We start from the raw sequence: 24,711 nt of genomic DNA on the forward strand, positions 1-24,711 counted from the left end.
GAGCACCCTCCCGAACACCGCGGATTCGGCCGGCGCGCAGGCCGTCTTCCGCTCCCCGTCGCGCTCCCGACGACCCCCAGAGCCGAGACCGACGAACCCTCGTGATCGAAGTCCAGAATCTCACCCGCCGCTTCGGGCCCCACGTCGCGGTCGACGATCTCTCGTTCCGCCTCGAGGCCGGCGAAGTCGTGGGGTTCCTCGGTCCCAACGGCGCGGGCAAGACCACGACGATGCGCATGTTGGCGGGTTTCCTGCCGGCGACGCGCGGTCGCATCACCATCGGCGGGTTCGACGTCCTGCGCCAGTCGCTCGAGGTGCGGCGCCGCATCGGGTACCTGCCCGAGAACGTCCCGCTCTACCCGGAACTGCGCGTCGAGGAGATGCTTCGGTTCCAGGCGCGGCTGCACCGCATTCCGCGCGGCGAGCGTGTCGAACGCATCGGTCGCGCACTCGAACGGGTGGGGCTCACGGACCGCGCGCGCTCGCTCGTCGGCGCACTGTCGCGGGGCTTGCGGCAACGGGCCGGTCTGGCCGTGAGCCTGCTTCCCGAGCCGGACGTGCTGATCCTCGACGAGCCCACCAGCGGCCTCGACCCGATCCAGCGGATGGAAGTGCGGCGACTCGTGCAGGACCTCGCGAGCGAACACACGGTCCTGCTCTCCTCGCACATCCTGGCCGAGGTCGAAGCGATCTGTCCGCGCGTCCTGATCGTGCACCGCGGGCGCTGCCTGGCGGACGGCCGCGCCGAGGACCTCGTGCGCGAGTTGGGCGGTGGGGCGGCCTTCGTGCGCGTCGAGGCCGCGGTGCCCGACGCCTCGGACGCGGCGCGTCTGCTCGGATCCCTCCCCGGCGTCGAGTCGGTCGAGGTCGGTGAACGCCTCGGCATCCACACCGAGTTCGTCGTGCGCGGCGACGGCGATCTGCGCGAGGACGTCGGTGCGCTCGCGATGGCGAAGAGTTGGGCGCTGCGCGAACTGTCGTGGGAGAAGCCTTCGCTCGAGCGCCTGTTCGCCGCGCTCGTCCTCGGCGAGGAGCCCGCCAGCGCGGCGCTCGGCACGTCCGCGGAACGTGCCGGCGGCGCGCAGCCCGAGCGCGCAGCTGCGAGCGCAGCACCCCAGGGACTCCTCGCGCTCGCGCCGGACTCGGGCGCTGGCGGACAGCGAAACGTGCCGCCGACGATGGCAGCGAACACGTCCGGGCCGAAGGCGGCATCCAACGTGCTCGATCCGTTCGCGCGGGCCAAGCCTCCCGCGGCCCCGACGCTGAACCCGTTCGAGCGCGCGACACCCGCGGCGCCACCGCCGCCCGACGTGGAAGCCGAACGCGCAGAAGGAGACCCGTCGTGATCGTCGGTACCTGGATCGTCTTCCGGCGCGAACTCGTCGGCCTGTTCCTCCAGCCTCTGGCCTGGATCCTGTTGCTGCTGGCCAGCCTCTTCCAAGGGTTGATGTTCACCAGCGTCTACCTCCCGGGTCAGGGCGGCGACGTGCACCGCGCCGCGCTCGCCCTGTTGGGTGGCACCGAGATGTTCTGGATCCTGGCCCTGGTCATGACGCCGCTCGTGACGATGCGGATGATCAGCGAGGAAGCGCGCAGCGGCGTGCTCGAGTTCCTCCTCACGGCGCCGGTTCCGGACGTCTCGGTCGTGCTGGGCAAGCTTCTGGCCGCGACTTCGTTCATGGGGATCCTGTGGGGCTCGGGCTTCCTGCCGCTGATCGTCTCGACCATCGGTGGCGTCCCGCCCGACTGGTCACACCTGTTGGTCGCGTACTTCGGGATGGTGCTCGTCTCGGCGCTGTTCTGCGCGGTCGGCCTGACCATGAGCGCCCTGTGCGCCACGCCGATCCTCGCCGCGTTCCTGGCCTTTCTCGCCAATCTCGCCCTCATGCTCAGCGGCATTGCGCTGCGCCTGACCGACGCGGTCCCCGAAGAGGTCGTGCCGCGCGCCGCGATCGAGTGGATCGTCGACAAGTTCGACGTGGTCGGCCGCTTCCAGGTCTCGTTCGTCGCGGGCGTCCTGGACTCCGCGCACGTGGCCTTCTTCCTGGCCTGGACCATGGCCTTCGTCTTCCTCGCGGTGCGGATGCTCGAGATGCGGAGGTGGCGCTGATGAAGGGCGCCACGTACACGCGCTGGACCCGCGTGGCCCTCGCCGGCCAGGTGCTGTTGATGGTCGTGCTGGCCGTCGCCGCAGCGATGCTGGTCATCGAGGCGTCCCAGACTCCCGGTGCTCGTCTGCGCTACGACGCGACCTTCGACAGCGGAAGCAGCCTCGATCAGGGCACCGTCGACGTGCTGGCGGCGCTCGACAGCGCCGAGATCGACCTCTTCTACCGGCCGACCGCGCGCGGTGGTGAGGCTCTGCGCGAGGCCTTCACACGCATGCGCGCGCTCCTGACGCTCGCCGAGGATCAAGTTCCCGGCAAGCTCACGGTGCGCTACCACGACGCGAACGACCTGGCCCGCGCCGAGGCCCGCATGCAGGAGATCGGCGTGACCGCGCGCGATCTGTCGTACCCGACGCCGCTCGGCACATGGCTCGCCGCGATGGTGGTGAAGGTCGGTGAGCGACGGACCGTCGCGCGCATGGTCCCCGACATCTGCACGATCTTCCAGGGCGACCCCGAGCGCGGCGTTCCGGCCTCGGTGCAGAGTTTCCATGGCGAATCCGCACTGGCCGAAGCGCTCGGCCGCGTCGCGGGAGCGGATGCGCCGGTGGTGTACGTGGTGGCGGGTGCGGCCGAGATGACGCTCGAGGCCGGACAGCAGGGCGGCATCGGAGACCTCACGGTCGCGCTCGGCAACGAGGGCTTCGTGGTCGGCAGCTGGGATCCCGCCGTCGATCCAGCGGTGCCGAGCGGCGCCGACATCCTCGTGCTCGCCGGACCCGAGGTGTCGTACACGTCCGCTGCCGCCGAGGAGATCGAACGCTTCGTCCTCGGCGGCGGAGCCCTCTTCGGCTGCATCGGCGCCAGCTTCGTCAACTCGTCGGACGGACTGCCCGACCTCATGGCGCGCTTCGGCCAGCAGCTCGTGCCGGGACTCGTCTGCCATCCGTTCTTCGATCCGGGGTACCGTCGCTACACGACCGGCGACGTGCGCTGTGCCGAGCACTGGATCTACACCGCGAATCTCTCGGCCTCGCACCCGGTGACGGTGCCGTTGCGGACGGGCTCGGCGCCGGTCGCGTCGTTCTACCAGTCGCGCAGCATCGAGCGCGCCGAGGTTCCGGAAGGCGGCACGTTCGTCGATCTCGTGCGCACCGACGAGAACTCCTGGCGCGACGTCGTGACCCAGCCGCCCTTCAGCTTCGACGAAGAGCGGGAGCGTTCGGGGCGTTTCACCCTGATGGCTGCGACCGAGTGGACCGGCCCGAGTGCCAAGCGCTCGCGCGTCATCGGCCTGGCGGCCGCCTTCCCGCTCGCCCAAGGATTCGAGTTCAACCGCGACCTTCTGATCAACGCGTTCGAGTGGCTGGCGGACCGCGACTACCGCGTCCGCATGCGTCCGCGACAGGAGTTCCGCGCCGAGCTCGGTGAGCACGTGGCCGGTCTGACGACCGCGGTGAAGTGGACGGGCTGGTTCGGGTTCCCCGCGCTGTGCGTCGTCATCGGTGGGTTCCTCGCGCTGCGGCGGCGGCGCTAGCACGATGCACAACAAGAAGATCCTCCTGCTCGTCCTGGCCGTCGGCCTGCTCGGCTTCTTCGTCAGTCGTCAGATGCGGACGAACTCTCCGCTCGACGAACTCGGGATCGAGCGCATCTTCGAGGGCTTCGAGCGGAGGCTGGTCGACGAGCTGCGGATCGAGCAGGTCCACCGCGGTCAGTTCATCACCTTCGAGCGTGGGGACGACGGCCTGTGGCGCATGACCGAGCCCCTCGAGCGACGCGCGGAGCAGTCCACGATCGCGGACATTCTCGCGCGCGCCGTGACGACGCCCGGTACGCCGACGCCGGGGCTCACGCGGGAACAGGCCGGCCTCGAACCTCCGCTCGCGGTCGTGCAGTTCGTCGAGGCCTCGGGGACTTTGGACGAGCGCAGGCATCGGCTCGAACTGGGCGCGATGGATCTCGACCAAGCCAACGTGCACCTGTTCGCCGACGGCCGCATCCTGCGCGCTCCGCGCGGTCTGTGGGACGCCATCGACCGACCCGTGGACTCCTATCGCGAGCAGCGCCTGCTCCCCGATCTGGACGCCAAGCAGGTCGTCGGCATCCGCCGGCACGGAACGTTGCCCGCCTCGATCGCTTCGCAGGTCCCGATCGAGGTCGCGGACGGCGTCTTCAGTTCGTTCGACGCGGGGGGGCGCTTGGATCTCGAACTCGAGGCCGACCTGATCGAGGACCGCTGGTTGGTCTCGAGCCCGCACAAGATGCAGCTCGATCCCGCTGCGATGTCGATCTACCTGCAGTCGATGCTCGGGATGCGCGCGGTGCGCTTCGTCGACCGCGTGCCCGCGGACCTGCGGGAGACCGGCCTCGCCGATCCGTTCGTCGTGCTCGAGTTCGTGCAACGCGGAGGTGCGGTGCACACGCTCGAGATCGGGCTGCCCGGTTCCGCGTCGGCCGGGCCCGCCGTCGAGAGACCCTTCTGGTTCTGCCGCGTGGACGGCGACGACAGCGTGCTCTACGAGATCGAGGCCGAGCGCGTGCGCGTCTTCTGTCAGCCGTTCGAGAATCTCATGGACTTCGGGCTCCTGCACACGCTGCGCTCGCGGATCACGCGCGTCGAGGCCCGGGGTCCCAGCGGCGCGGTCGAAGTCGTGAACGACGGGGGAACGTGGTACGTGGACGTGGCGGGCGAACCGCGCCGCGCGGATGGGGGGCTGATCTCGGACTGGCTGGGCGACGTCGATCGCATGGAGTTCATCAACGTGCTCGACCCGGCTGTCTTCTTTGAACTCGAGATCACGGGCACGATCACGGTCGTGACCGATGAGGTCGAGGATCGACTCACGCTCGGTCCACGGGTCGACGTGGCCGGCGTCTCGGTGCGTGCGGTGCGCCGCGGCAGCGACGAGCTGTGGGGCATCGTCGCCCGCGATCTCGAGAGCATGACCGAGCGCGATCCGCTGGCCCTTCTCAGCCTCCGCCTCGTCGGTGCGCGCGAGGCGGACGTGGCGCGCGTCGAGGTCTCGGACGCCTTTGGTGCGACGCGCTCGTGGGTGCGCGACCCGCAGTCCAGTCTGTGGGGTCCGGCCGGCGCCGACGGTCTCGAGGACAAGGAGTTCGCGCGGATCGTGGACCGGGTCCTGGCTCCGGTGGCGGCGCGTTGGCTGGACGAAGCGACCGTGGGGACCATGGACTGGAGCACGGGGACGGACGTCACCATCCACTTCACGGACGAGCGCACGGCGAGCTACCGCCTGCTGGAATCGGGCGCGAGCGTGTTCGCGCTGTGGAGCGGACTGGCGGCCGAGCTCAGCACGCGTGTGCTGTTCGACGGCCTCGCGGAGCGGTTGGAAGCACCGCGCTGAACAGCGTTCACTCGCGACCGGCCACGCCCGCGTACGCTACGCCCGCAAGATCGGACATGTCGCGCGACCAGGTGACCAGGTCCGTGTTCGTGAACTTCGAGAGGTGGTCGTGTCCGCAGGCGCGGGCCATGACGCGCATCAGTTGGATCGTCGCGGCGAACCAGTTCTCGAGCCGCTGCGCCGAACGGGCGATCTCGAGGCGCGCGCGCAGGTGCTCCTTCTGCGTCGCGATCCCGACGGGACAGTTGTTCGTGTGGCAGGCGCGCATGCCGAGGCACCCGATCGCCTGCAGCGGCGCGTTCGCCAGCGCCAGGGCGTCGGCACCGAGGGCGAGGGCCTTCAGGAAATCGCTCTCCGTGCGCATTCCGCCCGTCGCGATCAGCGTCACGTCGCTCGCGCCGCACCGGTCCAAGTGGCGGCGCGCGCGCGCCAGGGCCGGGATGGTGGGCACCGAGATGTTGTTCTTGAAGACGTTCGGTGCCGCCCCAGTGCCGCCGCCACGGCCGTCGAGAACGATGTAGTCGGCGCCGGCTTCCAGGCAGAAGTCGATGTCCTTCTCGATGTGCTGGGCGGAGAGCTTGAAGCCGATCGGGATACCGCCCGTGGCGTCGCGTACCTCGGCCGCGACGGCTGCGTAGTCGGCGGGCGTCTCGAGGTCGGTGAAGCGCGCCGGACTGATCGCGTCCTGGCCCTCGGAGAGGCCCCGCACCTCGGCGATGCGGCGCGTGACCTTGGTGCCCGGCAGGTGCCCACCGGTGCCGGTCTTCGCGGCCTGCCCGCTCTTGAAGTGGAAGGCCTGGGCCAGCTTCACCTTGTCGATCGAGTAGCCGAAGCGGCCCGAAGCCAACTCGTAGAAGTAGCGGCTGTTCGAGGACTGCTCCTCCGGCAGCATCCCACCTTCTCCGGAGCAGATGCCGGTGCCGGCCAGCTCGGCCCCCTTCGCGAGCGCGATCTTCGCCTCCTCGCTCAGCGCACCGAAGCTCATGTCGCTGACGAAGAGCGGGATCGCGAGCCGCAAGGGCTTCTTGGCGCGCGGTCCGATCACGACGTCGGTCCCGACCGGTGCGTCGTCGATCAGCGGCGGACGGTGCAATTGAGCCGTCAAGAGCTGGATGTCGTCCCACCTCGGCAGGGTCGGGAGCGCGACACCCATGGCGCTGACCGGGCCGTGGTGTCCGATGCCGGCGGCGCCCGAGCGCGCGAGGGTCTGGATGTGTCCGTTGTGCGACTCGGCCGGATCGCCGTGGGGGTCCTGGTAGTTTCCCAGGTAGGCGTCGCGATCGAAGGGCTGCGGGTGTTCGAGTGCCCAGTCGGCGATCTCCGCCTCGTCGACGATCACGCGGCCGTCCAGCACCCAGCTCGCGAACTTGGGCAGGGCCTCGTCGTTGTCGTACTCGGACACCCCGCTGTCGAGCCGGTAGTCCCAGTCGTGCACGCCGCAGATCAGGTTGTCGCCCTCGACGCGTCCGTCGGCCATGAGCGCACCGCGGTGCAGGCAGCGGCCGTAGAGGACCGAGATGTCGTCGCCCAAGCGCACGACGACGAGGTCCACGCCGGCGACCAACGCGTAGGCCGGCCGACGATCGGCGAACTCGGAGAGCGCGCCGAGGTCGTGCGGACGTGTGGGAGCGCTCTCGATGCTCATTCGTGCAGAAGGGTGTAGGAGTCGGGGTCGGAGCGCAGAACGAGCAGGTCGCCGTGGCGCTCGACCTCGCCCGTGATCTCGATCGGGAGCGCGACCATCGGCAGGACGCGCTCGTTGACGGCACCGCCCTCGTCGTCCACGAGCAGGTAGTAGGTGGCGTAGCCCTCGTCGTCGCGCACCAAGAGGACGGGCGGCACTCCGCCCGAGATGCAGCGCACGGCACAGGCGCGGTGGCTCTTGAGGTTGCCGGGCTTCATCACGCCCAGGTAGCACTTGCTGTCGACGATCTCGCCGGTCAACGTGCGGACCCCGAGTTCGTCCGGGGACGCGGTGGGATGCACGGCGCCGGTGGGCGTCGTCGCGATCGAGACCGAGCCTGCGACGACTTCGATCATCGAGCGACCGTCGCGGTACACGAGCGTGCCCTCGAGTTCGTACCAGGCGCCGGGCGCCCCGGTGAACAACTCGTCGGCACCGTGCTTGCCGAAAGCCGAGAGGAGGTACCGGGAGTGTCCGTCGCCCGAGGGGTCGGGCGAGACGAGCACCGGGTGCGGCAGCCGCTCGATCCAGCCAGCGAACGGCTTCGTCACGCCGAACTCGAACACGCCGTCGCCCGCGTCGTTCTGGAGCGTGGCGGCGAGTCCGGCGACGCTCGCGACGACCACCAGGCAAAGGGCGATCAGTGGCGCGAGGAACGAGCGCGTGCGCTGGGGCACTCCGTCGACGTAGCCGACGAAGAATTGCTGCGGGTCGGCGGGTCTCATGGGTTCGTCGTGGTCGAGGGTTCGACGAAGGTGCCGGCGGCGCGAGGTTCGGGGTCGAGCCAGACGCGACCGTCGACGACGCGCGTCGCGAACGTCGGCACCCGCTCGTGGAAGGGCGGGGGCGACTGCCCGTCCTCCGGGCGGTACTGGTAGCCGTGCCAGGGACAGGTCACGAGCCCGTCGCGCACGCAGCCCTCGCCGAGCGGGCCGTTCTGGTGCTGGCACAGGTTCGACATGGCGAACACGCGAGTGCCGTCGCGGAAGACGGCGACGCGCTCGCCCGAGACCGTGAGGATCCGCGCGCGCGTGTCCGGGATCTCGTCGGCCGGTCCGACGTCGACCCAGCCCGTGAGGTCGTCGGTACCACTGGGCGCGACCTCGCGATCGGAGCCCTTCTCGCGAAAGCCGGCGATCAGGTGCAGTCCGAGCACCAGTACGAGGCCGACGATCACGGCCGCGAGCAGGACGGGGTGCCGCTGGTCCTGCAGCGCGCCGAGCGCCACGTGCATGACGATCAGACCGTACGCCGCGTAGACCAGCATGTGCAGCGCCTTCCAGACGGGCGCCGTGAGATTGGCCAGCCAGAAGTCGTGGCTCGTCGCCGCCATCAGGAACAGGATCGCGAGCGCGGCAGCGCCCAGCGGCTGGAAGGGGAAGCCGGCCGCGCCACCCGAGATCGGCGTCGTCACGAGGCTCACGAGCGGATCGGTGTCGCCGAGCGCGTGGAACTGGATCAGTGAGAAGACGCCGTGCACGAACGCGACGGCGAACATCGTTACTCCCAGGTGCCGGCGGTTGTAGAGCAGCGGAAGGAAGCGTTGATCGAGGCGCGCCAGCGGTCCGATGCACAGGATCACGTGCAAGAGGAGGAAGGCCGTGATCGCCGTGCTGCGGATGAGCGCCGTCTCGAAGGTCAGGCCCTTGTCGGTGACGAGCGACAGCACGACGAAGGCCGCGATCGAGAGCAGCACGCCGACCAACACGACCTGGTCGTAGCGCTTCTTGTTGCGATTCCAGCCGACCGCTCGGTATCCGACTCCCATGTTCAGAATGGCCACTGGGGTTGGGCCGGCGTGGCGGGGAGCTCGAACGTGGCGACGATCTCCGCCTTCTCGAGCTCGTACAGAACCAACCAGCACGGTCGATGGGTCGTGGACGTCGAATAGGCGATCGAACGGCCGTCGTCGCTCGCGCGCCCGAAGAGCTCGGCGTCGGCGGGCGGTCGGCCTCCGAGCGACGGCCGCTCGAACGTTCGGTAGAGGAGCGTCACGCCGAGGTCCGCGACCGACGCGGGATCGACCTCGTACCAGTTGCTGACGGAAGAGGACTCCTCCTGGGCGCGCACCGATCCGTGGTACGCGATGCGCAACCTGCGACTCGGCGCATCCTGCGACGCGACCGGTTGCCAGGTGAACTCGACGTCGTCGCCGAACGCTCCGTCGCGCACCACGTCCTCCAGGAACTCGGCCGCCGCCGCGGTGTCGTTCGTCCAGGCCGACGCGTCGAGTCGGTCACCCGTCGCCCAGACGAGTCCGGCGGCCGTTGCGAATGCGAGAAGGACGACGCTCGCGCGGTGCCAACTGCGCAGTCGTCGAATCACGGAGCGACCTCGCGCGCGGCGCGGCGGTGCGCGTCGCTTTGGATCGGCGGCTGCTTCGAGCCGACCATGCGCCACACCGACCACGGCCAGAGGGCGGCGGCCGCCGGCCAGATCAACAGCTTGAAGCCGAGCGGCGCACCCGCGGCGTCGGGGTCGACACGGGCGGCTCCGCGGAACGCGAACAGGCCTCCGACGAGCACGCCCACAAGAGCGTAGATCTCGAAGGCGCGCACGAGAGGGACGGCGATCTCGATGGGCACGGCGAGGCGGACGGGGGCGCGCCCCGAAGTGGGGCGGGGGGGCAGGGGTGGGTCGGTGGTTGCGGCTTCGACCCCTGTGGAGGGGGATCGTTCCGCGAGCTCGGACAGGACGACACCGGGCGGGCGCCGCGACGTCGGACGTCGCCAGCCGCTGGGGGCGGCCGCGATCGGACACGATACGCCCTGTCCCGGTGCTGACGGGACGAACGATCGCGCAGAAGATCAGGACTGGCGCCCGATGGGACGCCGCGGCACCCTGACAAAGCACGAACCGACAGCGCTGCCACCATGCCGAGTCACGACCGAACGAAAGGCCCGCGCGCGGGCGACCAGGACCTCTTGAAGCCGGCCCCCGCCCGCGGATCGGCGCGCCACCTGCGCGGCAAGCTGTCGGTGGACGAGCTGGTCGGCGCGCTCGACGGACACCGCGATCTGGGTGGGCGCATCTCGCACTGGGAGCGGGTGCCGCCGCGCGAGGCGGCTTGGGCGGAGTTGCCGAGGCGCCTCGATCCGCGCCTGCTCGAACTGATGGCGGCGCGCGGGAAGGAGCGCTTGTTCTCGCACCAGGTCGCGGCGGTCGACGCGGCGCTCGCAGGGCGGGACGTGCTGGTCGCGACACCGACCGCGTCGGGCAAGACGCTGACCTACACGCTGCCGGTCTTGCAGCGGCTGATCGAGACCGAGGGACGTTCGCGCTCGCTGTGGATGTTCCCGACCAAGGCCTTGTCCCAGGACCAGTCGTCGAACCTGAACCTCTTGCTCGGCGACCTCGGCACGCGCGTCGAGGGGCTCGAGGACCTGCACTCGTTCACCTACGACGGCGACACGCCCCCGACGATCCGCCGCACCCTGCGCGAGCGCGGTCACGTGGTGCTGACGAACCCGTGGATGCTGCACCAGGGCATCCTGCCGAACCACGCGAAGTGGTCGGTCCTGTTCGAGAACCTCGACTACGTGGTCATCGACGAGGTCCACACCCTGTCCGGCGTGTTCGGCTCGAGCGTCGCGAACGTGCTGCGGCGTCTGCAGCGCATCGCGCGCCACTACGGCGCGGATCCGAAGTTCCTGCTGTCGAGCGCGACGCTGCACGACCCGGCCGCGCACGCGCGCTCGTTGATCGGGCGCGACGCGGTGATCGTGGACGAGGACGGCAGCCCGAGCGGCGAGCGCGTGTTCGCCGTCTACGAGCCGCCCCTGCTCGATCCGGTCGCCGGCCTGCGGGCCAACGCTCTGGAAGAAGCGCGGCGCCTGGCCGAGGTCCTGTGCGGACCGAAGCACCAGACGATCTTCTTCTGCAACCGCCGCACGTCGGTCGAGGTGCTGACGCGCTACCTGAAGGAGCTCGCTCCGCGCATCGGACTGAAGCCGGACGAGATTCGCGGTTATCGCGGCGGCTACCTGCCCGACCTGCGGCGCTCGATCGAGAAGGGCCTGCGTGCGGGCGAGGTCAAGGTCGTCGTGACGACGAACGCGCTCGAGCTCGGCATCGACGTGGGTGCGCTCGACGTGGCGGTGCTCGTCGGCTACCCCGGCTCGCAGGCGTCGTTCTGGCAGCGCGCGGGCCGCGTCGGTCGCCGCGGCAACACGAGTCTGTGCGTGATGATCGCGCGCTCCGACCCCATCGACCACTACTTGGCAGAACACCCCGAGTACCTGTTCTCGGCGCCCAAGGAGCGTCTCGGCGTGGATCCCGACAACCTCGTGATCCTCTCGGAGCAGCTGAAGTGCGCCGCGTTCGAACTGCCTTTCCGCGCGCGTGACGACGGCTCGGGCAACACGGTCGTCGAGGGCGAGTTCGGCAGCAATCCGCACGTGCCCGGCATTCTCGACTACCTGGCCGACGAGTCCGGTTTCCTGCACCGCCGCGAGGACACGTGGCACTGGATGGCCGACGCCTACCCCGCCCAGGACGTGTCGCTGGCCGGCGGCGAGCCCGACAACGTGCTCATCATCGATCAGGAGACCGGCAAGGCGATCGGCGAGACCGACCGCGAGGGCTCGATCACCACGGTGCACGTCGGAGCGATCTACCAGGTGGAGGGCGAGACCTGGAAGGTGGAGCGCTTCGACTACGACAACCGTCGCGCCTACGTGAAGGTGGTCATCAGCGACTACTTCACCGAGGCGCAGACGGACACCGAAGTGCGGGTCCTGTCGCTCGAGGACGAGGCGCCCGACGCGCGCGGCTGGTCCAAGCTGCGCGGCGAGGTGCACGTGACGACCGTGGCGACGCTGTACAAGAAGATCCGCTTCTACACGCGCGAGAACGTCGGGTCCGAAGACATCGATCTGCCGCCGGAGGAGCTCGACACCGAGGCGTTCGTGATCACGCTCGAGCCGGAGACGGCGCGCGCCCTGGGACTGCAGGCCGGAACGCGCGCGGCGGCCTGGTCGGCGGCGGGGCGGCTGATGCGCCGCGTCGCGCCCCTGTACCTGCGCTGCCAGCCCCAGGACCTGGGCATCTGTTCGGAGATCCGTTCGCGCCACTTCGAGAAGCCGACGCTGTTCCTGTACGACCGCGTCCAGGGCGGTGTCGGTCTGTCGACGATCCTGTTCGACGTGTTCTCAGACCTGGTGCGCGCCGCCCGCGACGTGGTGGTGAGTTGTCCCTGCGAGCGCGGGTGTCCGGGTTGCGTCGGTCCGCTCGAAGAGGTCGGCGAAGTGGGCAAGCGCACGACGGCGCTGCTGCTGGACTTCTTCCTGGGTGCGCCCCTGCCCGAATCGGTCGACGCGGCGAGCGCGAAGACTCCCTGATGGGCGAGCCGGAGTCACTGGCCGATCGACTGCGGCGGCTGCGCCGGGACGGGGTGCCCGAGCAACCAGCGCCGAAGGCACCTGTGCCCGCTCCACTCGTACTGCCGCGGCATCTCACTCGACGACTCGATCGCGATCGCGCCCCGTCGGACCTGGCTGCGCGCGCCACCGTCGGTCCGCCGCGCGACCTCGTGCGCGCGAACGGTGCCTGGGAGCGCGTGGAGCACCACCGCGGTTCGCACGTTCACGGTCGCGTGCAGCTCGACGACGCGCTCTCAGCCAGCGTCACGACGCTGGCACTCACCGCGCGCGATCCGGTGCTCGAGGCGTTCGATCCGGCGCGCGCCGTCTACCTGGACATCGAGGCGACCGGGCTCTCGGGTGGCTCGGGCACCTATCCCTACCTCGTGGCGCTCGCGCGGAGGCGGGCCGACGGGTGGGAACTGTGGCAAGGCTTCATGGCGTCGCCCGACGAGGAGCCGGCGCTCTTGCGCGAAGTGGCGGAGCGGATCGCGGACGCCGGTCAGATGGTGACGTTCTTCGGCAAGACCTACGACCGCCACCGACTCGAGGACAAGATGCGCCACCACCGCATCGCGCCGCCGTTCGCCGGGTGTCTGCACCTCGACCTGTACCACCCGCTCAAGCGTCTCTACGACGGGGCCGAGGCGAACGGGAAGCTGCAGACCCACGAGCGCGTGCTGTGCGGCTACGAGCGCGTCGACGACCTGTCCGGTGCCTACGCTCCGATGGCCTGGTTCGACTTCGTCGCCGACCGCCCGCACCTGCTCGAAGAGGTCTTTCGGCACAACGCGGCCGACGTGCTGTCGTTGATCGCGCTCACCGCGCACCTGGGGCGGACGCTCGACCCGGCAGACGGCCTCAGCGGTTCGGCGCCCCATCGCGAGCGAGGACTCGGACGGGTTCTGGCGCAGGTCGGTCGCCACACCGAAGCCGCCGAGCGACTCGAGCGTGCGAGCGAACTGTTCGACGGCAGCGGTGAGCGCGCGCGAACCGACGCGCCCTCGGAGTCGGCCAGGCTGCGGTTCGAGGCCGCGCGCGCGTTCGAACGCGCCGGAGCGTGGGAGCGCGCGCGAGTCCTCCACACTCGGTTGGCCGAGGACGACGGCGGCGACGACCTGGTCGCGGCCCTGGCGCTCGAGCGACTGGGACTGCGCTGCCGCCGGGAGAAGCGCATCGACGAGGCGCGCGACTTCGAGCGACGCGCGTGCGAGCGACTGCGCGACGTGCGGGCGTCGCGGGAGAAGGCGCAGCTCTCGGAACGACTGGTCGCACGTCTCGTGCGCTCGTGACGCAGCGCGGGTCGGGCTCGACTAGTGCGGCCGGTAGGGCACGCCCTCGAGGTCACCGTCCGCGAGGAGTTCGAGCGCCCGCAGGATCAACGTGTCGCGCTCGGCGAACAGATCTTCGGGATCGAACTCGACGATCTCGTGCGGAACCGCGCCGATGCCCTCGAGGCCCTTGCCCTCGTTGAAGCGGCCCATGTTGGATGCGACCGAGACGTAGAGCGAGAACAGCCCGGACGGCAGCTCGATCGTGGTCTTGCTCGAGGACATGCCGGCGGTGTTGCTCTCGCCGATCATGTACGCGCGGCCGTCCTCCTTGAACATGCCGCTGGCCGTCTCTCCGGCGCTGCGAACGGTGGCGTCGACGATCACGACGACCGGTCCGCCGAACGGATGCGCACCCGCCGAGGAGTAGGACTTCACGAAGTCGAGCGTCTCGCCCGCCGGCACGAAGCGACCCATCAGACCCTCGTGGTCGAAGCCGCCGCCCGAGTTGCCGCGGAAGTCGAGCACGATGCCGGCGGCACCCGAGAGTGTCGCCAGCGCCGCGTCCATCTGCTCGGGGAGGTCGGACGGACAGCGCCTGACGTGCACGTAGCCCAGGCCGCCAGCGACACCCTCGTACTCGAGCAGACCGTAGTAGAGGTCGCCCGCGTTAGCGAGACCCGTGCTCGGCAGGCCAGGCGGCGCGAAGGCGGGGCCGCTCGGCACCGGATTGCCCTTCTCGTAGACCAACGTTCGGCGCTTGGTCTTGCCTTCGTCCGTCTTCAACTCGAGATCGAGACGCGTGCCCACCGGCAGTGCGAGCCCCCAGTGGCAGGCGTAGAAGAAGGCCTGGTGGTCGGTCGAGAACGAGCTGCGATCGGACAGCTCCGCAACGCGCTCGTCGAGCCAGTCGAGCACCTTCTGCTTGCCGACCTTCTTGACCTCCCAACCGGAGTGGATGCCCAGCGCCGCCGCCGTTCCCCAGGCGTTCTTCACGTAGATCTTCTTGCCGACCTGGCACCAGAACATCCCGGGACCCACCCGTTCCGGTTCGTCGGGCCAGCGCACGTCTTCGCCCGCGGGCAACGGTCGGACCTGCGCGTGCCCGTCCTCGAGGCGAGCGAGCAGGCGCACGAGCAGCACGAGGTGCTCCTGGTGCGTCGCGACGTCGCGCACCTCCTTCGTGAACTGCTTGCGGACCTTCTTCCAGTCGATGTCCTTCGCGTCGAAGAAGTGACCGCACCGTTCTTCGAGGGCGTCGAGCGCGAACTCCACGTCGGCCGCGTAGTCCACGTCCTGGACGGAGTCCGACAGCGCGCTCGCCGTGCGCGCTTCGATGGGGTTGTCCGGACCGGCCCGCTCTCCGCCGACGATCGTCGAGGGCGCGAGCAGCCCGACGGACAGGGCCAGGAGAGCAGCGACGGGCTTGGTGGCGGCTAGAGGTCGGAGCATCGTGTGGCGGTAGGGGGCAAGGATGGGGCGGCCCACCAGTCTAGGGCGGCAGCTGTGTGCGGTCCGCAATAGGCTCCTAGCACGTTCCGCCCCGACCGTGGAGGCGGACCCAGCAGGCCAGACTCGCACCCCACACCATCCGATGTCCGACGCACGCACGACCTGGCACAAGGTGGCCGATCTCGACGAGCTTCCCGAGGACCGCGTCCGCACCGTCGTGGCCGACGGCAAGTGGATCTGCCTGACGCATGTGGATGGCCGCTACGGCGCGCTGGACAACCACTGTCCGCACCAAGGCGGTCCGTTGGGTGAGGGCACGATCGAGAACGGGCTCCTGCGTTGTCCCTGGCACGGTTGGGACTACTGTCCACTCACTGGTGCCTCGCCCGCCGGATTCGACGAGCGCGTTCCCAGCTACCCGGTCGAGGTGCGCGACGACGGCATCTACGTCGGGATCGAGCCCGAACCGGCGCCGAGCGAAACGGTCAGCGACGTCATGGCGCGCACGCTGTGTGCCTGGGGCGTGCGTCACGTCTTCGGAATGGTCGGGCACTCGAACCTCGGACTCGCGGACGCGCTGCGGCGTCGCACCGAGGCGGGCGAACTCGAGTACGTCGCAGTGCGTCACGAAGGTGCGGCCGCGTTCGCGGCTTCGGCCTACGGCAAGCTCACCGGTCGACCGGCGGCCTGCTTGACGATCGCCGGTCCGGGGGCGACGAACCTTCTGACCGGTCTGTGGGACGCCAAGGTCGACCGTGCGCCCGTCCTCGCGCTGACGGGACAGGTCCAGACCCAGGTCTTCGGTCCGGGCGCGTTCCAGGAGATCGATCTGTCGAGCGCGTTCGGGGCCGTCGCGCGCTTCAGCCACACCGTGCTGCCGAGCTCACGGCACGGCGAGCTGATGTCGCTCGCCTGCAAACATGCGCTGGTCGAACGCGACGTGGCGCACCTGATCTTCCCCGACGACGTACAGGACCTCGAAGCGCCCACTGGTGCCACGATCGGCTCACCCGCGGGCCGGATCGGCGACGTCGAGATCACGCCGCCTCCCGCCGCGCTCGCTGCGGCCACGGAGCGCCTGCGTGCGGCGAAACGCCCGTTGATCGTCCTCGGCCACGGTGCGCGCGGTCGGACGGCCGGCGTCGTCGAACTGGCCGAGCGTCTCGGAGCCTGTGTCGTCACCACGTTCAAGGGCAAGGGCCTGATCGGCGACGACCACCCGTTGGCCGGCGGCGTACTCGGGCGCTCGGGGACGCCGATCGCGAGCTGGTTCATGAACGAGTGCGACCTGATCTGCGTCTTCGGGGCGAGCTTTTCGAACCACACGGGGATCACGACGCACAAGCCGATCGTTCAGGTCGACTACGACCGTTCGCAGCTGGCGCGCTTCCATGCGGTCGACGTGCCCGTCTGGGGCGAGATCGACGTCACGGCACGCGCGCTCGCCGCTCAGCTGGAGCGCGATCCGGGCGCGAACGATCGAGTCGACCAGCGGACCGAGCTCGCGGAGCGATGGGCCCTCTGGCGCGCCGAGAAGGCCCGCCGGCGCGCCGACGATCGAGGACGTGGTGTGAATTCGGCCGCCGTCTTCGAAGCACTGGGACGGCTCTGCGATCCGCGCGCCATCGTGGCCGTGGACGTCGGCAACAACACCTATTCGTTCGGACGCTACTTCGAGTGTCGCGACAACGCGGTGCTCATGTCGGGCTACCTCGGCTCGATCGGATTCGGCTATCCAGCAGCGATGGGCGCCTGGGCCGCGACGCGCACCGACGATCCTGCGGTGGCCGGGCGACAGGTCCTGTGCGTGACGGGCGACGGCGGGTTTGGCCAGTACTTGGCTGAGGTGACGACGGCGGTGCGCCACGGCATGAACATCACACACGTGCTGCTCAACAACAGCGAATTGGGCAAGATCAGCAAAGAGCAGGCCTCGGGCGAATGGCCCGTGTGGCAGACGGACCTCGTCAATCCCGACTTCGCCGCCTACGTCACGAGCTGCGGAGGACTCGGGATCCGCGTCACCGACGTTGCCGATCTCGACGCGGCCCTCGAACGCGCACTGGCCCATGACGGACCGGCCACGGTCGAGGTGCTCACGGACGTCGAACTCGTCTGACGCGCGCGCGCTCGAAGTCGATCTCGCCGTCCAGGTGCAGCGCGATCGCGGCGGGGAGCGCAGCGCACTCCTGCTCGAACACGCGCGCCGCGAGCGTGTGGACGTCGTCGCCCGCGAGCACCTCGACCGTGCGCGTGAGGATCGGCGGCCCGTGGTCGTACTCGTCGTCGACGTAGTGCACGGTGCAGCCCGAGCGGGTCTCGCCGGCCGCGAGCACGGCTGCGTGCACGCGATCGCCGTAGAACCCCTGGCCGCCGTAGGCAGGAAGCAACGAGGGGTGGATGTTGACGACGTGACCGAGCCACGCCGGCGGGATCGGAAGATGGCGCAGGAACCCGGCCAGGACGACGAGGCGCGTGCCGTGGTCCTCGGCGCGACCGAACACGGCGCGCGCGAAGGCGGTGTGGTCCTCGAAGTCGCGCGGTCGCACCGTGTGCGCCGCGATCCCGTGGCGCGCGGCCACGTCGAGCACGCCCGCTCGGCGGCGATCGCAGACCAGCGCGGCGAGCTCGGCGTTCAACTCGCCGGCGCCGCAGCGCAGCGCCAGATTGTCGAGACTGCGGCCGCCACCGGACGCGAGCACCGTCAGCCTGCGACCCGGTGCGGGCCCTTTCAGGTCGTCGAGACTCACGCGAGTTCGGCCTCGTCCGCCAGACTCGCCGCCACTTCCGCGATCGGCCCGGCCATGCGCAGGATCAGATCCTCGAGCGCAGGCGCCTGCTTCTCCGCGTGTTCGAGAATGCGACGCAGGTCGGCGGCGTGTCCGCTGCGGCCCGAGACGGCGCAGAAGACCACGGCCCCGAGTCCGGCGTGGACGGCGCCGGCGAGCAGGTGTCCGAGTCCCTGGACGCTGACGTCCGCGCCGGCCACGCGCCAGTAGCGCGCTTCGGCTGGGGTCTCGAGGTGCGGGCCGGGAACGCAGGCGGCGACCGCCGGATGCACGTCGATCCCGACCTCGGAGCCGAGTGCAACGGCTTCGTGCCGCAGAGACTCCACGTGCAGCCGCGTCTGGTCCGGGAACAGGGGTCCGAGCTCCGACGCACCGAGACCGCGCAGCGTACCCGTACCGCCGAGGTCGATGTGGTCGGTGACGACGGCCAGTGCACCGGGCGCGATGCGTTCCGCGAGGCTCGCGCCCGCGGTGGCCAGGACGAGCACCCGAGCTCCGGCGCGCGCGGCCAACCAACACGGGAACGCGCGCTGCCAGTCGGAGCCGCCCTGGGTGTCGCCGAGCGAGAGATCCTCGAGCAACCACAGGTGAAGATCACCGAAGCGACCGGCCACCAACTGGGCCCGGCTCCACGGCGCCGGAACGCCGTCGATCGTCGCGAGCTCGACGTCCACCACGTCCTCCAGTCGCTCGGCGAGCAGGCCGAGTCCGGTGCCCATCACGACGAGCGCGGCGGGAGCGGGGAACGACGCGTCGTCGAGCGCCTTGAACGCCGAGCGCACACCGCGGTCGAGGGGATTGCCTCCCCGCTTGTCCTGGTCCGTTGAGTTCACGAGCACGAGTCTGGCGCGCGGGCCACCGCGATGCCAGCGGGCGCGGCGCGGCGGCTCGCTGTGGCTACCAGACCGGAGGCCAAGCGGGGGGCGCCGGTGCGGCGCTGCCGTCGGCGAGACAGCTCACGAGGACCGTGTCGCCGAAGCGCTGGAGCAGTTCGTCCGCCGCCCAGGCGGCCTGACCGAGGTCGTCGACCGCGACCGCACGGACGAGGCTCGCGGCCACGTCGCAGGCGTCGAGTTCGTTCGTGAGGCGCGCGCGGAGGCTCGCCTGTGGCCCGGTGGCGAGCGCCGCCACCCAGGCGCGTGCGCGCGCGACGGCTGTCTCGAGCGCGAGCGCGTCGTCCGCTTCGGCCCGGGTGCCGCTCAGGAGCAGCGGGCCGGCGTCGCGCAGCACCTCTGCGACGACGGTCGCCGTCATGGCGCTGGCCACGATCTCGCGCTCGGCGGAGGTCCAGTCGCGCGCGAGCCGCTCGTTGACGAGCGCGTCGACCAGTTCGCTCGAAGCGCCGAACGCGGAGAGGGGCAGGATCGTCGTCGAGCTGCCTTCCTCGAGAACGAGACCGCGCGAATCGATCGAGACCACTTCGCGCGTCTCGCGGCGTTCGCTGGGGATCGCGATCTGGCGCCGGCGCCACTCGCCCGCCTTGAGCGTCGTGCGCAGCATCTCCTGCAGCTGCGCCCCGGGCTCGAACGCGGCAGCGGCCGAGGCGGCCCATTCGCGACCCGCGACCGAGCGCGAGCCCTCGCGCAGCCCTGCGAGGGCCGAGCTCGCGCCTTCGAGGTCGAGCGACACGAGCGCCGTTCGGAAGTCGTCGCGTTCGAAGAGGACGGTGTGGCGCAGGTCGCGGTCGCGGTCCGCCATGGCCCGTTCGAACGTGTTGGCCAGAGCGTCGAGTCGCCCGCGCTCCTCCTCGAGTGCGGCGATCACGTCGGCGAAGTGGACGGTGGGTGCGGGCTGGTCCGCGCCCTCGGGCGCGAGCGCTCCGTCCGCCGTCGGCAGTTGCGTGCCCGCGTCGGGCGGCGCCGGCTCGTCGCGCAGCCAGTCGAGCAGTGCGCCGTAGCCGGCAGCGGCCTCGGCGAAACGTCCGGCGGCCACGTGTTCGCGCGCCGCGGTGCGCTCGCGCTCGATGCGCGCCTCGAAGTGGCCGACCGCCGCGACGCGCAACGCCTCGAGCGCGCTGCCGAGTTCCGAGTCCTGGGCGAGTCCGGCGGGAACGGGGGCGTCGAGCAGTGCGCGCAACGCGTGCTGCGGCGGCAGCCAGACCCCGTCCGGGCCCTGGGCCCGCGCGGTGCGCGCGGCCAACTCGCGGCGTCGCAGATCGGCCACGGCGTCCGCGTTCGCCGCGGTGGCGCCCGTCGACGCGCTCTCGTCCAGAGCTTCGTCCGTCGACGTCGCGCCACCCATCTCGGCGAGGCGCTCGCTGGCGAGGGTCGCGGCGGTCGTGCCGGGGAACTCGTTCACCAGTTGGGCCAGGCGCTCCTTCAAGAGGTCTGGATCGTCGAGCGCGTCGAGCCCCGCGAGCACCCGTTGCGCGTCCTGTTCGAGCCGCTTCAGCGCGTCGTCGCCGTCGGGCGTGGGGGGCGGGACCTGCGGCGTGGTGCCGACGTCCGCGGTCTCGTCGAGCGCCAAAGGATCCTGGTTCCCGCCGCCGGTCGCGTCCGACTCGGTGCTCCGGCCCGTGTCCGGACGGACGACCGGCTCGGCGGGAGCGTCGAAGGCGCCGGTCGCGAACGCGACGCCCAGACCGATGGCCGCCAGGACGACGACCGCTGCGACGAGAAGCAGCGGCGAACGCTTGGTCTCGTCCGCACCCGAAGTTGCACCCGCGGCGCCGGGGCTCGAGAAGCGTTGGATCAGCGCTTCGACGCGCTCGCGCAGGGCCCGCGCCGTCGCGGGACGCGCGTCGCGTTCCTTCGCCATCAGGTCGAGGACGAGCGTCTCCACCTCGGCCGGCAGGTCGGGCAGTGCGTCGCGCAACGGCGGCGCCGGCTGGGTCAGCACGGCCTTCACGATGTCGCGACTGCTCGCTCCGGTGAACGGCGTGCGCGCGGTCAACAGACGCCAGGCGCTCGCGCCGAGTGCGTACAGGTCGGCGCGCGTGTCGAGCGCTTCACCCCGGGCCTGTTCGGGTGCCATGAAGTGCGCGGTTCCGAAGACCTTGCCGCCCGCGTCCTTCTCGGCCTGTTCGCTGGTCGCCAGTCCGAGGTCGACGATCTTCGTCACCCCGATGGCGTTCTGCATCAGGTTGTCGGGCTTGATGTCCCGGTGGACCATGCCCTTGCTCTCGGCGTACTCGAGACCGGCGGCCGCGTCGCGCAGCACGCCCAGCACCGCGCGCCACGGCAGGGGGCCCTCCTTGATCAAGCGGTCCTCGAGCGACCCGCGATCCATGTACTCGAGCGCGAGGTAGTGCCGACCGTCGTGCTGGCCCACGTCGAAGACCGTCACCACGTTGGGGTGGTGGAGCGCCGCGGCCGCGCGCGCCTCGGACTGGAAGGCGCGCACGAAGTCGGCGTCCTCGCACAGGCGCGCCTCGAGGACCTTGATCGCCACCTTGCGGTCGAGGTTCTCCTGGACCGCGAGGTACACGCGACCCATCGCCCCCTTGCCGAGCTGCTTCTCGAGCGCGTACCCGGGGATCGTGGGGAGCGGCGTGCGCGGGACCTGACGCTCCGGTCGCGCGGTGGACGGCGGCGCCGACGGCGGTTCGGGTCGCTGGGGCGCAGCGGCGGCCTGCGCACGGGCCTCCAACGTGAACGCGATCGGGCCGAGGGTCAGACGCGCGCCGACGGCGAGGCGCGCGGTCTTCGCGGGGCGCCCGTCGAGCGTCGCCTCGGCCCCCTCGGCGACCTTCAGTCCGAAACCGCCGCCCTTCACGGGCGCGACGACGGCGTGCAGGGGCAGGAGTCCGTCGATCACGACGTCGGCGCGGGCCGCGTCGCTGCCCAGGCGCACGGGCGTGGCGGTGACTTCGACGCCCGTCCGACCGTCCGCGGTCGTGGCGTCGTGCAGGCGGAGCACGAGGGCGTCGGGTTGGCTGTCGGACATGGAGCTTCTGGCGCGCGGGGAGCGTGGGCGAGCGGAACAGCCTAGGGATTCGGCCAGGTGGTCGGGTCGGGCAGGTCCCGGAAGAGCGCGCGACCGACACGCAGCCAGTGACTCCCGGCGGCCACGGCCGCTTCCAGGTCGTCGCTCATGCCCATGGAGAGCGCCGGGCCGAGGACCGTCGGACGGTTGTCGTCGCAGGCACTCGAAGCGCCGCCGCTTTGCGACCAGGGAAGGCCCGCGAGGCGCCGGCCGACGTCCGCCAGCTCGCCGAAGACGACGGCCGCCGCCGCGCGCGCCGCCTCACCGTCCTCGACCAGCGGCGCCATCGTCATCAGTCCCACCGGGCGCAGGTGCGTGCATGCGGCGAGCGCGTCGAACGCGGCCTCGAGTTCGTCCACCGCGAGACCGCCCTTCGATTCCTCGGGCCAGCGCTCGGGGCACAGCTTGACCTGCAGGAACAGGTCGACGGCGTGATCGAGCCCCTCGTCCGCGCGCACCAGGGCCTCCACGAGTCTGGGCGAGTCGACCGAGTGCAGGGCGTCGACCTGGCCGAGCACGCGCGCGGCCTTGTTGCGCTGGAGATGGCCGACGAAGTGCCAGCGCGGTGCCAGCGGGTGACCGCGGTCGTCGGTCGGAGCGCGGTGCACGAACGCCTCGCGCTTGGGTTCGAGGACCTGGAGTCGGTTCTCGCCCAGATCGACCTGTCCCAGCTCGACCAGGGCGCGGGCCACGGCCGGCGGGATCGACTTGGTCACGGCCAGGAGCGCGGGCCGATCCGAGCGACCGCAGGTGCGCGCCGCGGCGTCGATCCGCGCGCGCACCGCAGCGAGGTTCCGGGCCAGGGCGGCGTGGAGACTCGAACGCTCGGCGCCTCGGGTCACAGGGGTCCGCTCGGGACCGGTCGGCGGAGTTGTCGGAGCGTCGTTCGACACGCGCAGAGACTACCGGCTCGAGCGCGCTCGACTACCGGCGCAGATCCGAGGCCGGACGCTCGGTCTCGCCAGCGCTGGGGGAGCCCCACGTGTCGGTGCGAGCGGACCGCGTCGCCCCGGCAGCGGCGGGCAGGCTCGGAACAGGTCCGATCACGAGCGCGCGGTCGGATCGCGTCGAGTCACGCACCTCGACGACGAGGGCGAGATGGCGCTCGCTGGGCGGAACACCCCGCTCGGCCAACTCGCGAACGGCGGCGCGTTCGGGCCGAGCGCCGCGAGCGGGCGTGCGATCTCCCGCGCGCCAGGACCGGATCCGGTTCGGCACCAGCGTCGTTGCGCCGTGGTGCGCGAGCAGTGCGGCCAGGTCCGCGCTCGCGATCCGGCGTCCGTCGTCGAGATCGAACGGCTCCGTGCGCGCGGGCGTGAAGTCCGCGATGGAGAGCGGCTGCGGCGGGGCGGCGAGCCGTGCGGGCGGGGGCTGGAGCACGAGGCGCGATCGGGCACCGGAAGGATCCTTGCGCGCGTCCACGACGCCGTCGAGCTGCCAGTCACCGGCGAGCGTCGCGCGCAGCCTTGCGCCGTGCGGTACCGCTCCGACCCGGACCAGCTGTTCGACGAAGTCGGCCAAGGTGCGCTCGCGCGCCGGCTGGCCGGTGTGGCGTTCGATCAGCAGACCGAGCACGCGCGCGGCCATGCTCGGCTCGAGCGCGCACAGTCGATCGACCGGCGCCGTTCCTCCCAGCGACCACGTGCTCGGCGTGCGTGTGAACACGGCCCAGGGCACCGGCTCGAGGCCGGGGAGCTCGGACTCGAGCAAGCGGTCCAGCTCGGCCACCGCGCGCGCGATCCGGCCGATGGACTCGCGGACGTGCCCGGCGCCGCTCAGCCGCGCCAGGAGCGGCAGCAGGTCGTGGCGCACGGCGTTGCGCGCGTGGGCCCGATCCAGATTGCTCGGATCCTCGACCCAGGTGGCACCGGACCGCTCCACCAGCTCGCGAAGCTCGGACCGGCGCGTGCCGAGCAGCGGACGCACGAGCCGCACCGGGACCGGTGCACCCAGATCCGACCCGACCGCGATCGAGGCGCTCGACCTCCGTCGGTCGCCGATGTGGCCGCCGAGCTCGCCGCGCACGAGCTGCGACCGATCGGGCTCCGACCAGCCGTTCGGCAGCCCGCCGCGGCGCCAGCGCAGGAGCGCGTTCTCGATGCGGTCGTCCGCGTGGTGCGCGGTGATCAGCGTCGTCCGGCCGGTCGCCCGGGCGCGCTCGAACAGGACGGCGTAACGAGCTTTGCGCGCCACGGCCTCGGCGTTCGGCGCCCGCGGATCGAGCGCGAGAGTCCGAAGGTGGAGCGGACGACCGAGCCGCTCGGCCAGGGCTTCGCAGGCCGCCCGTGCCGCCGGATCCGCGCGCCAACCGTGATCGACGTGCACCAGTTCGAGTCCGTCCCTCGCCGTCCCCGCCGCCGCCAACAGGGCCAGTGCGACCGAATCGACACCGCCCGACAGTCCCAGGGTCAAAGGCTCACCAGGAGCGATGCCACTCGCGCGGGCGAGCGCCTCGAAGCGGTGGGCGAGGCCTGTGGCGTTCTTGGGCATGGGGCGACGAACGGGCCGGGGCGCGGGCCTTCCTGGAGCGCGCGGCGGCGCAGGAGTATCTTGGCCCGCGTTCCCCGGCGGCGGGCCGTTCCAGCCCGCCGAATCGCCGGTCGTCCAACGCTCACCGCCCCGCGTCCATCGCTCCGCGCTCGCAAGCGAGTGTCGCGATCCCGGCGCGGGCCGCGTTCCCATCCCGAACGGCACCCGCGATCCCCACCGCGCGGCGCCCGGACTCCGTCCGACTCGTCCGCACCGAACGGTGCCG

Annotated in this window: 18 protein-coding genes; 7 read left to right on the plus strand and 11 right to left on the minus strand. The window is 70.9% G+C overall.

Annotation, left to right across the window (positions count from 1 at the left end; translation table 11 throughout):
• Window positions 1–101: 101 nt before the first annotated feature.
• Genes Pla163_RS09210 through Pla163_RS09225 form a run of 4 tightly spaced genes read left to right on the plus strand, consistent with a single transcriptional unit; the run spans window position 102 to window position 5,476 of the window.
• Window positions 102–1,346 (plus strand): ABC transporter ATP-binding protein, encoded by a 1,245-nt coding sequence (locus tag Pla163_RS09210; protein WP_145186909.1) that lies wholly within the window; start codon window positions 102–104, stop codon window positions 1,344–1,346.
• Window positions 1,343–2,110 carry an ABC transporter permease gene (locus tag Pla163_RS09215; RefSeq protein ID WP_419186493.1) on the plus strand — a complete coding sequence of 256 codons (768 nt, stop codon included), beginning with the start codon at window positions 1,343–1,345 and terminating at the stop codon, window positions 2,108–2,110. The genes Pla163_RS09210 and Pla163_RS09215 overlap by 4 nt, the downstream gene beginning before the upstream one ends.
• On the plus strand, window positions 2,110–3,645 hold the full coding sequence (locus Pla163_RS09220; RefSeq protein WP_145186915.1) for a motility-associated ABC transporter substrate-binding family protein: 1,536 nt from the start codon (window positions 2,110–2,112) through the stop codon (window positions 3,643–3,645). Before Pla163_RS09215 ends, Pla163_RS09220 begins: the two co-directional genes overlap by 1 nt.
• A gap of 4 nt (window positions 3,646–3,649) precedes the next feature.
• Window positions 3,650–5,476, plus strand: a complete 1,827-nt coding sequence (locus Pla163_RS09225; RefSeq protein WP_145186918.1) for a DUF4340 domain-containing protein — start codon at window positions 3,650–3,652, stop codon at window positions 5,474–5,476.
• A 7-nt stretch (window positions 5,477–5,483) separates the two neighbouring features.
• Here Pla163_RS09225 and Pla163_RS09230 read toward each other — a convergent pair whose 3' ends face one another.
• Genes Pla163_RS09230 through Pla163_RS09250 form a run of 5 tightly spaced genes read right to left on the minus strand, consistent with a single transcriptional unit; the run spans window position 5,484 to window position 9,745 of the window.
• Window positions 5,484–7,121, minus strand: coding sequence for a glutamate synthase-related protein (locus Pla163_RS09230; protein WP_145186921.1), 1,638 nt, complete (start codon window positions 7,119–7,121; stop codon window positions 5,484–5,486).
• Window positions 7,118–7,885: a hypothetical protein gene (locus Pla163_RS09235; protein WP_145186924.1), complete on the minus strand. Its 768-nt coding sequence runs from the start codon at window positions 7,883–7,885 to the stop codon at window positions 7,118–7,120. Before Pla163_RS09235 ends, Pla163_RS09230 begins: the two co-directional genes overlap by 4 nt.
• Window positions 7,882–8,928, minus strand: coding sequence for a Rieske 2Fe-2S domain-containing protein (locus Pla163_RS09240; RefSeq protein WP_145186927.1), 1,047 nt, complete (start codon window positions 8,926–8,928; stop codon window positions 7,882–7,884). Before Pla163_RS09240 ends, Pla163_RS09235 begins: the two co-directional genes overlap by 4 nt.
• A 2-nt stretch (window positions 8,929–8,930) precedes the next feature.
• Window positions 8,931–9,485, minus strand: a complete 555-nt coding sequence (locus Pla163_RS09245; protein ID WP_145186930.1) for a hypothetical protein — start codon at window positions 9,483–9,485, stop codon at window positions 8,931–8,933.
• Window positions 9,482–9,745 carry a hypothetical protein gene (locus tag Pla163_RS09250; RefSeq protein WP_145186933.1) on the minus strand — a complete coding sequence of 88 codons (264 nt, stop codon included), beginning with the start codon at window positions 9,743–9,745 and terminating at the stop codon, window positions 9,482–9,484. Before Pla163_RS09250 ends, Pla163_RS09245 begins: the two co-directional genes overlap by 4 nt.
• Window positions 9,746–10,033: 288 nt before the next feature.
• Between Pla163_RS09250 and Pla163_RS09255 the strand changes: the two genes are divergently transcribed.
• Together Pla163_RS09255 and Pla163_RS09260 are read left to right on the plus strand one after the other, a co-directional pair.
• On the plus strand, window positions 10,034–12,499 hold the full coding sequence (locus Pla163_RS09255) for a DEAD/DEAH box helicase (RefSeq protein ID WP_145186936.1): 2,466 nt from the start codon (window positions 10,034–10,036) through the stop codon (window positions 12,497–12,499).
• Complete coding sequence (locus Pla163_RS09260; protein WP_145186939.1) at window positions 12,499–13,812, plus strand: ribonuclease H-like domain-containing protein; 1,314 nt, start codon at window positions 12,499–12,501, stop codon at window positions 13,810–13,812. The genes Pla163_RS09255 and Pla163_RS09260 overlap by 1 nt, the downstream gene beginning before the upstream one ends.
• A gap of 21 nt (window positions 13,813–13,833) precedes the next feature.
• Here Pla163_RS09260 and Pla163_RS09265 read toward each other — a convergent pair whose 3' ends face one another.
• Window positions 13,834–15,243, minus strand: a complete 1,410-nt coding sequence (locus Pla163_RS09265; RefSeq protein ID WP_145186942.1) for a S41 family peptidase — start codon at window positions 15,241–15,243, stop codon at window positions 13,834–13,836.
• Window positions 15,244–15,385: 142 nt separating this feature from the next.
• On the opposite strand from Pla163_RS09265, the gene Pla163_RS09270 reads away from it, so the two are divergent.
• Window positions 15,386–17,362 (plus strand): thiamine pyrophosphate-binding protein, encoded by a 1,977-nt coding sequence (locus tag Pla163_RS09270; RefSeq protein WP_145186945.1) that lies wholly within the window; start codon window positions 15,386–15,388, stop codon window positions 17,360–17,362.
• On the opposite strand, the gene purN is transcribed toward Pla163_RS09270, so the two are convergent.
• The 5 genes from purN to tilS all read right to left on the minus strand — a co-directional run bounded on the left by purN (window position 17,340) and on the right by tilS (window position 24,446).
• Window positions 17,340–17,993 carry a phosphoribosylglycinamide formyltransferase gene (purN, locus tag Pla163_RS09275; RefSeq protein ID WP_419185738.1) on the minus strand — a complete coding sequence of 218 codons (654 nt, stop codon included), beginning with the start codon at window positions 17,991–17,993 and terminating at the stop codon, window positions 17,340–17,342. The genes Pla163_RS09270 and purN overlap by 23 nt on opposite strands.
• Complete coding sequence (locus Pla163_RS09280; RefSeq protein WP_145186947.1) at window positions 17,990–18,865, minus strand: phosphorylase family protein; 876 nt, start codon at window positions 18,863–18,865, stop codon at window positions 17,990–17,992. The genes purN and Pla163_RS09280 overlap by 4 nt, the downstream gene beginning before the upstream one ends.
• 64 nt (window positions 18,866–18,929) lie before the next feature.
• Window positions 18,930–21,917 carry a serine/threonine-protein kinase gene (locus Pla163_RS09285; protein ID WP_145186949.1) on the minus strand — a complete coding sequence of 996 codons (2,988 nt, stop codon included), beginning with the start codon at window positions 21,915–21,917 and terminating at the stop codon, window positions 18,930–18,932.
• A 41-nt stretch (window positions 21,918–21,958) separates the two neighbouring features.
• Entirely contained in the window at window positions 21,959–22,738 is a 780-nt protein-coding gene (locus Pla163_RS09290) for a YggS family pyridoxal phosphate enzyme (protein WP_145186953.1), read from the minus strand.
• 142 nt (window positions 22,739–22,880) lie between these two features.
• Complete coding sequence (gene tilS, locus Pla163_RS09295) at window positions 22,881–24,446, minus strand: tRNA lysidine(34) synthetase TilS (RefSeq protein WP_419185739.1); 1,566 nt, start codon at window positions 24,444–24,446, stop codon at window positions 22,881–22,883.
• Window positions 24,447–24,711 lie beyond the last annotated feature (265 nt).

The sequence above is a fragment of the Rohdeia mirabilis genome (assembly GCA_007750655.1).
In the GTDB taxonomy this organism is placed as follows: domain Bacteria; phylum Planctomycetota; class UBA1135; order UBA1135.